Annotated in this window: 19 protein-coding genes and 3 pseudogenes; all 22 read right to left on the bottom strand. The window is 46.9% G+C overall.

Annotated features, from left to right (window positions below; translation table 11 throughout):
• Positions 1 to 105 precede the first annotated feature (105 nt).
• The gene (locus PVV60_RS02235; RefSeq protein ID WP_273722818.1) at positions 106 to 1,311 is read right to left on the bottom strand and encodes a phage minor head protein; all 1,206 of its coding nucleotides are present in this window, start codon (positions 1,309 to 1,311) and stop codon (positions 106 to 108) included.
• Complete coding sequence (locus PVV60_RS02230) at positions 1,304 to 2,884, bottom strand: DUF935 domain-containing protein (protein WP_273722817.1); 1,581 nt, start codon at positions 2,882 to 2,884, stop codon at positions 1,304 to 1,306. The genes PVV60_RS02235 and PVV60_RS02230 overlap by 8 nt, the downstream gene beginning before the upstream one ends.
• A 12-nt stretch (positions 2,885 to 2,896) precedes the next feature.
• On the bottom strand, positions 2,897 to 4,519 hold the full coding sequence (locus tag PVV60_RS02225; protein WP_273722815.1) for a hypothetical protein: 1,623 nt from the start codon (positions 4,517 to 4,519) through the stop codon (positions 2,897 to 2,899).
• The gene (locus tag PVV60_RS02220; RefSeq protein WP_273722813.1) at positions 4,512 to 5,093 is read right to left on the bottom strand and encodes a phage protein Gp27 family protein; all 582 of its coding nucleotides are present in this window, start codon (positions 5,091 to 5,093) and stop codon (positions 4,512 to 4,514) included. The genes PVV60_RS02225 and PVV60_RS02220 overlap by 8 nt, the downstream gene beginning before the upstream one ends.
• Complete coding sequence (locus PVV60_RS02215) at positions 5,056 to 5,412, bottom strand: hypothetical protein (RefSeq protein ID WP_273757093.1); 357 nt, start codon at positions 5,410 to 5,412, stop codon at positions 5,056 to 5,058. Before PVV60_RS02215 ends, PVV60_RS02220 begins: the two co-directional genes overlap by 38 nt.
• Positions 5,409 to 5,723, bottom strand: coding sequence for a DUF2730 family protein (locus tag PVV60_RS02210; protein ID WP_273722809.1), 315 nt, complete (start codon positions 5,721 to 5,723; stop codon positions 5,409 to 5,411). The genes PVV60_RS02215 and PVV60_RS02210 overlap by 4 nt, the downstream gene beginning before the upstream one ends.
• Positions 5,720 to 5,962 (bottom strand): hypothetical protein, encoded by a 243-nt coding sequence (locus PVV60_RS02205; RefSeq protein WP_273722807.1) that lies wholly within the window; start codon positions 5,960 to 5,962, stop codon positions 5,720 to 5,722. Before PVV60_RS02205 ends, PVV60_RS02210 begins: the two co-directional genes overlap by 4 nt.
• Complete coding sequence (locus PVV60_RS02200) at positions 5,928 to 6,266, bottom strand: hypothetical protein (RefSeq protein ID WP_273722805.1); 339 nt, start codon at positions 6,264 to 6,266, stop codon at positions 5,928 to 5,930. Before PVV60_RS02200 ends, PVV60_RS02205 begins: the two co-directional genes overlap by 35 nt.
• Positions 6,259 to 6,546: a hypothetical protein gene (locus PVV60_RS02195; protein WP_273722803.1), complete on the bottom strand. Its 288-nt coding sequence runs from the start codon at positions 6,544 to 6,546 to the stop codon at positions 6,259 to 6,261. Before PVV60_RS02195 ends, PVV60_RS02200 begins: the two co-directional genes overlap by 8 nt.
• A complete protein-coding gene (locus PVV60_RS02190; RefSeq protein WP_273722801.1) occupies positions 6,543 to 7,124 on the bottom strand; it encodes a peptidoglycan-binding protein in 582 nt (193 codons plus the stop codon). The genes PVV60_RS02195 and PVV60_RS02190 overlap by 4 nt, the downstream gene beginning before the upstream one ends.
• Positions 7,125 to 7,211: 87 nt before the next feature.
• The gene (locus tag PVV60_RS02185; RefSeq protein ID WP_273722799.1) at positions 7,212 to 7,619 is read right to left on the bottom strand and encodes a helix-turn-helix domain-containing protein; all 408 of its coding nucleotides are present in this window, start codon (positions 7,617 to 7,619) and stop codon (positions 7,212 to 7,214) included.
• 6 nt (positions 7,620 to 7,625) lie between these two features.
• Positions 7,626 to 8,243, bottom strand: a complete 618-nt coding sequence (locus tag PVV60_RS02180; protein ID WP_273722797.1) for a regulatory protein GemA — start codon at positions 8,241 to 8,243, stop codon at positions 7,626 to 7,628.
• Between the two features lie 9 nt (positions 8,244 to 8,252).
• Positions 8,253 to 8,876 carry a DUF3164 family protein gene (locus PVV60_RS02175; RefSeq protein WP_273722952.1) on the bottom strand — a complete coding sequence of 208 codons (624 nt, stop codon included), beginning with the start codon at positions 8,874 to 8,876 and terminating at the stop codon, positions 8,253 to 8,255.
• Positions 8,877 to 8,890: 14 nt separating this feature from the next.
• Positions 8,891 to 9,142, bottom strand: coding sequence for a hypothetical protein (locus PVV60_RS02170; RefSeq protein ID WP_273722795.1), 252 nt, complete (start codon positions 9,140 to 9,142; stop codon positions 8,891 to 8,893).
• On the bottom strand, positions 9,139 to 9,408 hold the full coding sequence (locus PVV60_RS02165; protein ID WP_273722794.1) for a hypothetical protein: 270 nt from the start codon (positions 9,406 to 9,408) through the stop codon (positions 9,139 to 9,141). Before PVV60_RS02165 ends, PVV60_RS02170 begins: the two co-directional genes overlap by 4 nt.
• Positions 9,405 to 10,436 (bottom strand): AAA family ATPase, encoded by a 1,032-nt coding sequence (locus tag PVV60_RS02160; RefSeq protein WP_273722792.1) that lies wholly within the window; start codon positions 10,434 to 10,436, stop codon positions 9,405 to 9,407. The genes PVV60_RS02165 and PVV60_RS02160 overlap by 4 nt, the downstream gene beginning before the upstream one ends.
• A gap of 349 nt (positions 10,437 to 10,785) precedes the next feature.
• Positions 10,786 to 12,768 (bottom strand): transposase domain-containing protein, encoded by a 1,983-nt coding sequence (locus PVV60_RS02155; RefSeq protein ID WP_273722790.1) that lies wholly within the window; start codon positions 12,766 to 12,768, stop codon positions 10,786 to 10,788.
• Positions 12,765 to 13,223 carry a hypothetical protein gene (locus tag PVV60_RS02150; protein WP_273722786.1) on the bottom strand — a complete coding sequence of 153 codons (459 nt, stop codon included), beginning with the start codon at positions 13,221 to 13,223 and terminating at the stop codon, positions 12,765 to 12,767. Before PVV60_RS02150 ends, PVV60_RS02155 begins: the two co-directional genes overlap by 4 nt.
• Positions 13,220 to 13,672 (bottom strand): annotated as a pseudogene (locus PVV60_RS02145) (chromosome partitioning protein); the annotation flags it as partial. The gene PVV60_RS02150 and the pseudogene PVV60_RS02145, both read right to left, overlap by 4 nt.
• Positions 13,672 to 13,859 (bottom strand): annotated as a pseudogene (locus tag PVV60_RS02140) (hypothetical protein); the annotation flags it as partial. The pseudogenes PVV60_RS02140 and PVV60_RS02145, both read right to left, overlap by 1 nt.
• Positions 13,856 to 14,314 (bottom strand): hypothetical protein, encoded by a 459-nt coding sequence (locus tag PVV60_RS02135; RefSeq protein ID WP_273722786.1) that lies wholly within the window; start codon positions 14,312 to 14,314, stop codon positions 13,856 to 13,858. The pseudogene PVV60_RS02140 and the gene PVV60_RS02135, both read right to left, overlap by 4 nt.
• Positions 14,311 to 14,418: pseudogene (locus PVV60_RS02130) on the bottom strand (chromosome partitioning protein); the annotation flags it as partial. The pseudogene PVV60_RS02130 and the gene PVV60_RS02135, both read right to left, overlap by 4 nt.

Genomic DNA, 14,418 nt, shown 5'->3' with positions numbered 1-14,418 from the left:
GTTTTACCGGACCTGCGAGGAGTTGACCGCCCTCCACGCCTTCTCGTTTTTCCTCACACACCGGTTCCTTCTCACAAACACCAACAGAGCTTTACGGTATTCTCTTTACAACAACCTCTCGCCCTTTTTTTCAGCCGCGTTTAACAAACGTTGAATTTCGCGAAAGCTCTTTTTATGCATCGAGATAAGCCACCATTCTTGTTTGCTTGCTACCCATTTGACTGCAAAGCGCCACCATGCCCCACCACTTTCACCAAAAAACATAACACCCTGCGTATCTTTACGTCTGATAACGCCATGAGGGCGGATAAGTGTTTGAATGGCACCTCGAAAATCCTCCAAGTGAAGAGACCGCGCTTGATGCTCTAACAAAATATGTTTTACGCTGTCTGAAGATAAGCGAATAAGAGAATTTTCCGCTGCAAAAACATCACGCACCTTTTGTGGTATAGGTGCAATGGGTATAAACCCGCGAGGCATACGTCCTTCAAACATGGCTTCCAAAAGTGGTGAGCCCACAATATCTTCAATGGCAATGCGCTTGCGATTGTCCCCCATTACAGAGACTTTATCACTCAAAAATCGGCTTAAATTTTGTGAGCGATGTTTCCCAGGATTAGAATGCCATCCAGGATCAATCCCCTTTGGTATCTTCTCAACTTTCCCCGTCCGTTTATTGTGCCAAACCTGCTTTTCAACATGAAGTGGCTCTACCCCCTCTTCATAGCCTAAATTGTCCGCCTCATAACGGCTTACCTGTCGCACACTGCATTTACACCGCCAACCATTGGGGGGATAAAGCCAATCCCAAATGGGATCATCAACAGGTGCCGTAAACCCCACCCAACTTTCATGCTCTAAACGCTTATGTTCTGAACTTGACAAAGCATAGGTGAGATAGGGCAAAAATTCTTTATTATTTTGTGTGCGCTCCCATTCACCTGCCGCATGGGCACTCATGGTATTCGCCCAATAGACCGTTTCTAAACGCCGCGGACTGCCCAATTGCACCACACTCTTTTCACCCGTTTTCGGGTCAATGCTGGCCTTTTTCCCCCACCAACCCTTTTCCTGTAAAATCGGCATTAAATTTTTTTGAAACTCTTGAAAAGGAACTTGATGCTTTATGGCATCTCCAACGGCTCGCTTAAACTCATCCAAAATGTCATAACCTACCGATTTTGCTACCGTAAAGGAAAAGGCATGCTCTTCTGGTGCTATATCCCGCCAATCAAAGCTTGGAACAATATTTTTGGCGGCAAAATAACGGGTGACCTCTTTGGGTGCTGTTTTAAAAAGTTCCTCATCCATGATACCCCAGTCCCCGCGCAATCATTTGCACCTTTGCCAAGCGTGCTGCCAAGGCATGATGATCCATCTCACCTAACAATTCATCCAAGCCTTTAAGGATATCCTCATAACTTTTAGCCTCTCTCACAAGCTTTTTAAAAGGCTCTAAAAGGGGCTCTAAATCCTCTTCCCAGTCACTTAAAGCCTCTTCAGAAAGTCGGTCCAATTCGTCGTGATGTTTCCCACCCTGCTCTTTTCCACTTTTACCCTCTCTTGTCACAGAAACATCAAAAGCACCCCCACAATCAGCACAAACATGAGCCTTTTGTTGCCCCGCATCATCAGGACTAAGAGAAGCAGCCCTTAAAACATCCTCTTCTTTTGTTGGTTGCGAAAAGCCAATCTTATTGCGCACTTCTTGCGCCCCAACACGCAATCCTAGAGGCACAAGTTTTTCTAAAGCATCACTAATGGCTTTAATATCTTCATTTTCCGAAATCGGCCAATAGACAAGGGGGGTGCGCTCTTGGCGCCCAAAATTAATCTCAACAAAAGGCACAATCAAATCACGATTAGCTGTCAAAGCCAATTGCCGTGCATCAGCTCTGGCAATATCATGGCGCACATTTTCATGAATGCGCGCTTGCGAAAAGGACGCGCCATCATCCGTCGTCATCGTTTGCCCCAATACTCCTTTAGAGATCTGCCGATCTAAATATTCAGCCTTTGCGGCAAAAACCGCATTGCCACTGCCCCCTGCCGCTTCAATAAATTCAATCTCCATCTCTTTGGGAATAATCGCTGCCGCATCACTAGATAAATCACGCACCGCTTGAATGAGAACCCGCCGTTCCTCATGAGAAGAACTCGCACCATATTTGCCCACACGCAACGGCATGCCGTAAACTTCTAAGAAAGCCATCCAATCTTTTAAGGTATAAGACTTGAAAAGAAATGCCCAAGCTGCAAGGCGTGCAAGCCCCGTGCGGATAGGTAAACCACTTTTTAACTTTGGGCGGTGAATGGAAAATTTATAAGCAGGCAACTCAATCCCATAGTGAGACCCCTCTTCTTTTAAACGCAAATGAAAACCATCCCGTCGATCTAATTGAAAAAACCGCTGGTCACGCCATTTCCAAGCAACCGGCCACCATTCCTTAGCACTCTTGTCCCACAAGGTTTCAACAATCGCATAACCTTTACCCAAAGCATCTAATAAATCCGTCACGTAATCATCAACAAAGGTGGGTGCACTAATCATTTCTCGCACCGCATCTGCTATCTTTTTGTCCTGTGCACTGTTGCTTGCTGCAATCACTCCAGGCTCCACACCTGTCAAAGCATTTTTACGCATGCCAAGCACAGCACGATAATGCAAATCACGCTCTTCCATATCATCGGCAAGTTGGAAAAACTGTTCTGGATAACCCCGTGCTGCCTGTTGCAAAATATCGGCAAGTTGCGCAGGGGTTAGACCACTCACAATGGTTTGTGACCATACATCACGAACACCATTAATGGTAGGGCTTGCAACTTCACGCTCCAACCCTTTGATATTAAGCGCCCTGCCCCACTGATCTAAAAGTTTTACCATCTCATTATCCCATCAATAAATCTTTGATCGCATTGTTGAAAAAAAAGGCGTTGAAAAGAGTGAGCTTTCATCAAAACCATAAGCCTCTCTCACAGGTGTATAATCATAAATTTCAGGCGTCTGCCGGCTAGCAAAATAAGCCAAAGCACAAGCAATGGCGCTATCACCATGGCGCATAAAACCATCACTGCCTTTAAAACGATGATTGTCTGGAATTTTCACAATGCCATTGACATAAGCAAGCGCTTGATGATCCGCAACAATGTCACTATCGCGCGGCAAAACAATGGACCCATCCCCAAAAGCTTCCAAATAAGCCGGCATCTCTTTGCCATACCAACTTTGCGACAATTGCACTTCCCGCACCAGCCCCCCATAACGCTGCGCCGCTTTTTCGGCTAAATAAGCCCCATTGCCCCGTGCATCCAAAGCGCCCCCCAACAAACGCGGCAAGCCATTCACCACATAAAATAAAATCTCTCTTTGTTGGTCAAACGGCGTATTGCGCAATTCCACCATAAACCGGACACGGCGCACCAGATCTTGCCCAATTTCCATCACAACAATCGACGTCGCATCACCCGATCTGGCAAAATCAACGCCAAAAACATGTTGGCGCCGCCGGTCAAGACCAATATGAAGAGGCTTTAAGCACCCCTCACACCAATGAAGAGCAGCTTGACTTCGTTGATCATCCGATTGATTTTTAAAATCATCCACACAAGCAAAACGCAACACCGCAATATCAGGCGCACAACAATTTTCAATCTGTAAGCGTGTTAAAGCCGCCCCTTCTTGATCGGCCGGTATCGCATCTAATTCTTGGCGCATAGCAGCCAAACGCACCCCATAAGAGGCACGGATTTGCTTTTCCCATTGTTGCTCAGATGCTAAACTCCACACCTTCCCCTTCATGGCACAAACCCGTTTAAACAAGCCATTTTTAACAGCTTCACCAAAGGGGTAACAATGCACCGAAAAAGGCACTTTGCCTGCGCGCGCCTCACGGATCAATTCATTGAAAGGGTTTAAAACACCGTTATGGGTGGAGATCACACGGATCTTGCCTCCCCAAATCAACAAAGCATTGACCGCATCCAAAACAGCGCGCACATCTTGATGAAACGCCGCCTCATCAATCACCACAATGCCCTGTAGTCCGCGAATATTTTCAGGGCGGCTTGAGAGCGCTTCAATGCGAAACCCTGAAGCAAACCGTACCCGATAAGCAGAGATATATTTTGTTGACCCATCCTCTTTTTGATCAGAGAATAAAAATTCCTCCACATCCCCACTATTTCTGGTAAGTGCTGAAGCAAAGTTGCTCACATAACCAATAAATTCACGTCCCTTTTCTTTGGTGTCTCCAATATAAAAAACATTATCGCCACCAGCTTCACGCGTTGCTGCTGCAATAAGGGTATCATCCAAAGCTTCCGCAAAAGTAATGCCGGTCCGCCGCCCCTTTTCAACCAATTTTAATGGGGACTTATCTTCAATCCATGCGCGTTGATGCGCCATCAAAATCCCTTCCGCTAAAGGATCTTGCTCTTTTGGAAAAGTACTCGCCTGCCAAATATCAAAACCACTTTGATGATCAAAGACATGACTTTTTAAGGGAAGCCTTTCAGTCATTTTTAACCCCCAACACTTGCGCGCGAATAGCCCGTGCCGTCTCTTCTGAGAGCCCCGCTGCGACTGCTGCCACCTCAACCGCTTTACTTGCTTTGGAGGCAAAATCCTTCTCTAATCTTTGCCGTCTGGTGGTCGACAAATGTTCAGCCGCCAACACGCCTTTAAGCGCATTAGCCAATTCTTGGGCTGCCTTTGGTGAAAGGCTTTTTCCACTGCTCAATGTCGAAAAAATCAGTTCTTTAATCGCCGCCGCCGTCAAAAGAGTAATATTGTCAGAAGCTTTGGCATCAAAGCGCTGCGAGAGGCTTGCTGCAATTTCTCTTGTCTGTTCTAAGCGCCGTGACATCACCGCTAAACGCAAAGAATAACGATTAAAACTGGAAAAAGAGGGAATGGAAAAACTTAAACCCGTTTCCTTTTGTAAAGCCTTCAAAGCCGCTTTAAACTCACCATAAATAGCCATTTGTGTCTTCTCACGCCCATTTAAAGCCTCAGCAGCCACAGCAATGATTTGATCACAAGCTTGCGGCAATAAATCAATCGCCGTTAAACGTCCACGCCCGACCTTGCGCATCTTTTACCTCGTCTTTTATTGATGAACGTTTAGGCCGCTTAATCCCCTCAATGGAAAAGCTTCGGTCTAAATGACGCGCTCCCCGTTCTGTTAATGCCGCAAGAAAAACTGAACCTGCCTGTTTTAATGTGACAGCACCTTGATCTTCCATAAAAGCCAGTTCATTATGCACAAAATCGCGATCACGCCGAATACCATAACTGTATAAAAGCCGCTCAATCATCGCACTCGATAAAGTTTCACTGCGCTCACAAGCAAGCCCTTTTAAAATAATCAACCGCGCTTCTTCACGGATGATTTTATCCATATCTGCTTTCATTTCTTGGCATTCTCCAATAAAAACTCTTGCAAGCGCTCACCAATCGCCCCCACCGTTTGTAATTGTGCAGAAAGCGTATTGAGACGACCATCTAAACGTTCCATATTTACTTCCAACCTTTGCAGCGCATCACGATCAGGCAAAAAGTCCATCTCCGTCTCTAACTTTTGCACACGCTCTTTAAGCACTGTCATGTCTTTCAGCATTTCCCGCGCACCAGAAGAAAAATAGGCTCTCAAAACCCCACAAATCGCAATAACCGATAAAAGCAAAGACAACCAACCATTCGCCACACTGATATCCAAGTTCACTTGAAAGCCCCCTCCCTATTGCCTAAAAGCGCTCTCTCCGCTGCTTTTCTGCGCTGTTCGCAGATCAATAAAGCTGCGCGATCACGGCTCCAATAGTGCACCACTTCGCGCCCATTCAAAGCACGCTCTGGCAGTAAAGATGGGCGGGCACACGCCATGCGAACAACAGGCGGCAATTCAACCGATAAAAACTGATACGCAAAACTATCCCTTGGCTTGGGTGTTGAGCAAGCGCACACGCTCAAGCCCAATACCACAGCCAGTAGTTGGCAATACTGCATTGACCTTCTCCATTTTCACTAGCTTTTGTTCCAGAGCCGAAATCACCCCTTGCGCTTGATGCTCGGCTTCAAACGCGGCTTGCCTTTGTCGCTCCATTTCAAGCTGTGCACGTGCTGAAACCTTGGCAATCTCCAACTGCCAATACAAATCACGCGCCTTTTCCGCCTTTAAAACTTGCGCTTTCATAAAGCCAAAAGCCGTAAACATCACACTTGCCAAAAACAACAAACCAAAAGACAGTTTTGAAAGTGGATTAAACATTGCGCTTATCCCCCCACCCCGTTATCTCCACCCCATCATAGGAGCTGCTATGCCGCTTATGGGAATGTTTCCTATTGGAAAAATCCACAGAACCAAAACCGCGGTGCACACCCAAATTGCCAACGATAATCGCAACCATCGAAGGAATAGAAATGCTGGCCATATCAACAATATGCGGTGCACCCCACAAACCACCAGAAATGAGCAAAAAAATAACCCCCCAAGCAAACCAAAAGGACCACCATAAATAACGTCGAGAACCACGATAAGACGGTTTCATGACTTCACCTCGCATGACAGCCCCAAAAGCTTTTTAGCGCGATTAAGATACGTCAAACGTTGCACAAGTCCATTCTTGCCCCCATTAATTGCTCTAGTAATTCTGAGTAAATCATCTTGGTCAGCAAACCTATTCAAACCTTTCATCTGCCAAAACCAAATGGCAGACCAAAGCGCTGCTGGAAATCTTTCCACCACTTCTGGAAATGCTTCACAATCAACCGCTTGTTCATCGACTAAGCGCCAAAAATTCGTAAAACGGCGATAATTATTCCGCCCCGTTAATTGGATCAAACCACGCCCCTTAAAATGCACCCCATCCCCAGGGTTGACATTACCTAAATCACGCCGCCCCTCATAAGCGCGCCCAGAGGCATATTCACACACCGTATAAAATCCATCACTCTCATGGGCACATTGGCTTAAAAAATGTGCAACACGCAAACCTGTCGTGATCGCACCATAAGACAAAGCTTTAGGCAACGCTCGTGCCATTTCAACAATAATAAAATCTTGGCGCGCATGGTGTGCCAGTTTAGGCGCAAGGCAATGAAGAAAAGAGGCATCTATTGAAATCATAACAAACCACTCAATGAATAAAAATTCATCCGCAGTTTATCGGGTCTCACTCCCCCAATATAAGCCTGACACTGTCAGTCATTGATCTCAATACTCATAAAGCTCTGGAAATAATAAACCTTGTGGTTCTTGTGAAGAAATTCTCTTTTTCAAGCGATAAGCCGTGCGCACATGCATACCAGAAACAGCAGCTGCAGCATCCACAGACCAGCCTTTTTGCAACGCTTTTAGCATTTTTTGCCGCCGTTCAGCATCTCTACCAAGGGGGATAAGAAGGCGCACACCAGAACCATTAAAACAAAAATACTTGATCAATTGCTCCGCCTCTTCAAACCCAACAATTTCAATCAACCAATCCGCATTCTCAAGACGCCCAGGGATATAAACTTCTCGTCCGCCAAAAGCACGCATCATATTCCATGCCGCCTCACTGCCCGCAACAGCGGCTATTTCACGCAATAAGGCAGGAAAATCGCTATAGATTTCCTCTTGCATGCATGCTTACCCCTCGCTTGTAACACCTTTACGGATTTTCCGCCCCCAAACATTCATCACTTCTCTAAAATCACCCTCGTCCATCTCACCCAAAGCTTTACCACTTAACGCCATAACACTTTGATGAAAAGCTTCCACATCAAACACAACAGCAGGATTCAAACGCTTCCATTGGGCATACAAAATCAAATATCCTGGCATTTTTTGCCATGAATCTTGAATCTTTTTCCCTTTCCAGTCAACCCCACCATCACGCTGCAACCAACCTTTCAACGCTTCAATAGCTCTACACGCATCATCGCTATCGCGTAAAAAACGAACATGATCAACGCCTGTCTGTCTCTTCACAAAGGCAAGCAACGCTTTATCTGAACGATCACGAATAATGCCAAGATTCCACCCAGCAATCCAGAGCGCCTGGAGCTTCTTGGCATATTTACCCTCTAAACGCTTCCCATTCGGCTCAAAACCAAACGCTTTCATTTCAGCGACGACCAAGCGCTTTTCTGAATAGTTCAAATCCTTCGCCGATTGCTTGCCCGTCAAGCGATAGAGCAGTGCGCGATAGGTCTCATCATCAAGACCTAACGCGCGTTTTCCCATATGAAGGACAGCTAAAGACATCTCACCCCCTCACGTCTTCGCCAGATCAATGGTTACAGGGCGCCAAGCGCTTTCTAATGTTTCACGCTCATAAAAACGCACATACTCCTTAGATGTCGTCACACGGATCGCTTCACGGATCGCCCGCATAGCCTCATTCCAGCGTGGATCATCAATATCCAAACGCAGCAACATAAAGATCTCCCCCCGATTCACCTTGCCTTCTTTATCCGTATTAAAAGCACGCGTAATAATCGCACGGATTTCAGGGCGTGCATCCGCAGACCATTCATTCAAACACTCATCAAGAAGGCTTTTGGCAATTTGCAATTGCGGTCCAAAATCAACACTTTCCTGTACCTGCACCTTAATGCGTTGCAAACCATCAAAGCTTGTGTAAGTACAATTGCCCTTTTTACCACGCCGCTCCATACCATATTCTTGCGCAAGCAAGCTATCAAAACCACTCAAATCCGCAATCGTATGGTTGTTAAAACGCGCAATCCTTGCCGATAACTCTTTCGCAAAACCCATAATTTTGCGCACCGTTTCATCTTCTAACAAATCCGCAGGGCGGATCAAGCTTACCGGCACCAAAGCCCCTTTTGCATCCTTCATATAACGTGTGCCTTCAAGTTCAATTTGTGGATTCATCACCAACTTCCTCCTTATGTTTTTTGAAAACGACGAAACGGCACAACATCCCCTGAAGAAGGCGCACATCCCGCTTTCAATTGCCAACGACACCGCATAAGCTCATGACCCAAAATGTGGTTATAGCCCGCTAGGCGGCGCAAATACTCATTTAATTCTCGAACATCTTGTCCATGCAAAAAAATCCCATTCACTTCATGTTTTAACAAGGCAGAGCGCAAAGCAATCAAGCACTCTCTCACCATATAAGGGTTCCGTTCCATCATTTTCCGCCTCCAAAATCCATATAAATCACACGATTGGTCTTATCTTCATCTCGATCAGAGCCTTCACACTCAGCCAAAACTTCTGCAACTTCAGCTTCCAAAACCGCATCCGCCTCCCCCAAACGGTGAACACTCAACTCCAATTCAAGCAATAACGCCAAATCAACACACAATTTAAGCTTTTCTCCAATATCAAAACCACATTGATAATCGTCATAAAGACCAACAAGCGTATCGGATAATTCTTTGTCGCATAAAGGGATCATGCCAATTCCTCCACGTCACGGTTTTTCCATGCCGCTTTGACATGTTTCAATGTCACCTCACACCCATCCCCAAGCGCTGCCATACGTGCCAACATCATGGTTTTATCAATTTGCCGCAAAGCCCCAGCCTTTAAGCCTATCCCTGTCAAAAACTTTATCGCCCCAACATCTTCAATTCCCCAATCATGAATACGCGCTGCAATATCCTCACTATAGGGTTTGCGGCGCTTCAGATGCATTGCCAATCGGCTTTTAATTTGCGCATAAGAGGGACCATTTTGACGGTGAACCAACCGCCCAGAGATTTCATCATTCCCAACCAAAGCGAGCCCCGTGCCATTAATATCAACAAAATGGCGCAACTGATTAATCGCCTCATCCGTTAAATTTTGCGCCTCATCAACGATCAATAGCGTCCCACCACCCACGCGCTCTAATCTCTTGCCAATGGCACGGGTTAAGCGGGTGGGATTATATTCCACCACTTCCAATTCTGCTGCCATATCATTCAAAATACCGTGAACACTGCGCGTATGCGGGCTTGCTGTCACCAGATAAACATGCGGACGGGTTGCGCGGTAATGGCGGCAGGTTTCGGTCTTACCACTGCCCGCATCAAGCGTAATCATCACCATATCGCCCGTACTTTGTGCCAATGTTAAAGTATCAATAATCTCACTGGCAATGCGATTCCTCTGAAAGGCTGGTTTTTCAGGGATCTTTTCCAAAAACCCCGCCGTTTCTTTAAAAACCTCAACCCATTGTTGAACCTTCGCATTTTGCTTACCCAATTGCCCCGCATAACTGCCCGCATACCATTGCGAAAACGTCCCATCCGGCATGCCTATGCGCCGCGCCACCTCCGCTTTCGACCAATCATTCATTTGCCCCAAAGCTCTCACTGCATCCACAAGTTCATTCCATAAAGCAATGTCATCACTGTTGCGGTTTTGGGCTGTCCCACTGGGCTGGATTTTAGGTCGCGCCCAAGGATTTTTATCGACCGTTGCATTTATCGCGTTTTTCATGTATATTCCCCTTTCGTATTGATTTTAGACTACTGATAAGGGGAAGGGCTCCCACCCGCCCCTTATCTTTTGTCTTCAATAAACATTTAAAGCCGTACGCGATACTAAAACGGCTAACCTTATAAAATCCCCCTCTCCTTCGTCTTTTGGGAAAGTTGAATCACTCCATGTTCCTCACCTAATCAGGTAAAGGCATCTGAAGATTTGCCTAAAAATTTAATTGTATTGATTTAAACTTTTAAAGGATTAAGACTTCTCCCCCCCTTTCTTTGTTAAATCTTCAAGCTGGTACGCGATACAAAACCAGCTTCCTTTTGAGAATTCTTACAAATCCCCCCTCTTTCCTTTCCTATCGTTTAGGAAACTTAATCACTTCACGCCCCTCATCAGAGGCGGAAAACTTTCTTAAAGCTTTATGCAAGTGTTGACTGAATTCTTGGGCGTCCAAAGCCTCATCATCCTGCACTTTCACAGCTAAGTTCCCCGCATGGTTTGGCATCAAGCGGCTCACCTTTGGCTTTATCGGAACCTTGGATTTCAACGCTTCATCCTTTTTCTCAAAGCGCCCATAAACATCAGCCAACTGATCAGGCGCAAGCTTTGCTGCTAGCTGTTTTTCTGCTTTAACAGCCTTCACATATTCTTTACGCAAACGCCCATTCAAGCGCGCCGCATGCTGGTCATAAAAACCTACATCACAAAGGCATGGTGCCAAACAAAGCAACCGATTATTCAAATCATAAACCCGCAAATCTTGGTGCAAATTATCCGGATCAAAGCGTACAATCACCTTTTGCCCCGCATACTGGTTAAGTTCACGCGCCCAATAACGATTGCCATAAAAATGGATCTCGCCCGTACCCTTTTGCGCACGCAACGCCTCAGAGGTTAAAAGCCATAAAGCCCGTTGTGCTGCGCTCGCTTGCCGAACTATCGTCCCCGCGGCTTGCAAGCTCTCAGTAAAGGTCTCATCAAAACTGCGCCCCGCACAATTAACCGCCTTACGCCCCGCTTGCGCATTGTGTGCACAAATTTGCGCACCAACATGGGCTTTAAACGCTTCAAATCCTATCGCGCGCTTGCCATAATCTTCCGGCTTAGCATCCGGTTTATTACCCGTATAAGCCCCCGCACAAAAGGGATGTTTGGAAATCGCTTCTGCCAGATCACGCCATGCCCGCTCAATTGGTTTAGACTGTCCGCTATAAGGGGTCGTCCATTGCAATTGCACACCCAAACTCGTCAAAAGCCCTTGCGGATCATCCGGCTTAATCTTAAAACGAAAACGGTTTTGCACACCTCCAGAAATCCACTTGCTGGTAAAAGCACGCCCATTATCCAAGGTCATACGCTCCGGTATCCCATAAGCCTCCACCATATCCCCAATCACCAAACGCACGATTTCCCAAGTCTCAGCATCCGATAAGCGCCACGATAAAATCTTACCAGAATAAAGATCTTGAATGGCAATCAGATAAAGCCGCACAGGCTTTTGCCCCCAAGGAACATGCACAAAAACATCTAGCTTATGCCCATCCATATTCACCGCTTGCAAAGCATGCAAACTCGAGCGATCACGCCGTTGTGCCGGATAAAGCTTTTTTGCCTTTTCTTCGCCATCACGCGCTAACGCCACAACCGCTTTGGAAACTTGCGCATTAAAACGACGACGCAAAGCCCGCTCAGAAGGAATGGGCGCCCAACCTTTCTCCTGCGCAACCGAAACCATCCGCCGATAACACGCCGAAAAAGCAGGGCGAGACGAGCGCAAATAATCCGAACATAAAACCTCCCACGCCCCCTCATGACACGGCGCAAATTGTGAAACAGTCTCCTCACCATAACAAGGCGCAAGCGCTGCCAACCAATCAGGGCGCTCATACCCTTCAACCATCTGCCGCCAATTAAAAAGCGACATCCGGCTCACTCCAAATTGCACCGCACAAAAACTTGCCGCATCATGCACACCCATACCGCCATGGAGCAAATCTTCCCAAAAACAAAGCGCCTTCAAACGCTCTTCACAGCGCCTTTTATGCGCCTTGGAAAGCCCCTCATAACGCACCCAAAGCGCTTCTGTTTGTCTCGTCAGCTCTGCCTTTTGCAAAACATCAACACCACCCGCCCGCACCAACAATGCCGCCCGCGCCCCCTCCGGCAATAAGGAAATGTGATACTCCCAAACCGGCTTGGTTTTGCCTCCCACCTTCCTCGAGAGTTTAGAATTTTTTCTCCAATATGCCCGTCCGTGGTTTTCAAGACTTTTATATGTTTTTGGCAACCCTGGTAAAGCCGCCTCAGCCAATTCGGCAATACGAAACCATTCCTTCATGGCTGCCCACTTTTAATGCGCACTGGTGTTGCACGCATCGCTTTCAAGCGCGCCGCAATCTCACGCTGTTCCTGCTGCAACCGTGCAATCTCTGCTAACCGCGCCTCATCCCCTTGCAACAGCAATAAACCATCTTCACTCACCACCTCATCCCAGAGCCAAAATGCCTCTGTCGCCCGCACAAATGCCTTAAACCGCGGCAGGGAAATATCAACCTGCTTACTTTCCGCTACATAAGCATCCAAGCTTGCCTTACTTAAACACCCAATCCCTAAATAATGCGCCATACGCTCTGCAATCACACTGCGCTCAACCCGGCATTCTCTCAAAGCCCGCGCCATGGCACGCTTAATGCGAGAACGAAACCGCTCTAAATCAATCTGCGCCACTGGTTCGCGACAAGGAAAAACGGGCTTTTGAAAAAAATCAAGCTGTTGAAAACCACGCATCTTCATGCCTGCTCCTCCCCCGATTGCTTGTTCAAATAATCATAAAACCGCGCCCGTGTCTGTGCATCTGCTCTCTGCCACACCCCTAACAATTGGGCAAAAATCCGTTCCTGTTCATTAATTTGCGGAGGCGTATTAATCCCATTGACCAAATCAACAGCCCGCCGTAAATCCCCCTCAACCTGTTGCAAAGCAATTGCCACACGCCGTTGCGCAACCGGCTCCATCTTCGCTAATTTTAACAACTGCGCTTGATTATCTGCCAATGCCGTCCCCCGCAAAACCGACCGCAACTCCGGCTGTAGATGCTGAACAATGTTGTTAAGACGTCTTACTGATTTTGAGGACAAACCAATACGGTCCGCCACATGTTCGGCAAAAGATAAAACTGTTCCTTTGCCATTTAAGACACCATCATTTGGCAAAGGTGCAACTTGCACCTTTGCCACTTTGTCCTCGCTCCCTCCGGTAATAAGGAAATGTGAACCTCTACAACAGGACGAGAAACCCCTTTAACTTTACGTGCAATTCACTTTGATGTCGCCATTTCGTCGATAAAATCCTACGAAATCCACTTTTGCTCTTTGGCAACCCTGGCAAAGCCGCCTCAGCCAATTCAGCAATACAAAACCATTCCTTCATGGCTGCCCACTTTTAATGCGCACTGGTGTTGCACGCATCGCTTTCAAGCGCGCCGCAATCTCACGCTGTTCCTGCTGCAACCGTGCAATCTCTGCTAACCGCGCCTCATCCCCTTGCAACAGCAATAAACCATCTTCACTCACCACCTCATCCCAGAGCCAAAATGCCTCTGTCGCCCGCACAAATGCCTTAAACCGCGGCAGGGAAATATCAACCTGCTTACTTTCCGCTACATAAGCATCCAAGCTTGCCTTACTTAAACACCCAATCCCTAAATAATGCGCCATACGCTCTGCAATCACACTGCGCTCAACCCGGCATTCTCTCAAAGCCCGCGCCATGGCACGCTTAATGCGAGAACGAAACCGCTCTAAATCAATCTGCGCCACTGGTTCGCGACAAGGAAAAACGGGCTTTTGAAAAAAATCAAGCTGTTGAAAACCACGCATCTTCATGCCTGCTCCTCCCCCGATTGCTTGTTCAAATAATCATAAAACCGCGCCCGTGTCTGTGCATCTGCTCTCTGCCACACCCCTAACAATTGGGCAAAAATCCGTTC

The organism is Bartonella sp. AU18XJBT (assembly GCF_028618595.1).
In the GTDB taxonomy this organism is placed as follows: Bacteria; Pseudomonadota; Alphaproteobacteria; order Rhizobiales; family Rhizobiaceae; genus Bartonella.
The sequence above is the reverse complement of the archived record's forward strand: the minus strand, read 5'-3'. Positions and strand labels throughout refer to the sequence as shown.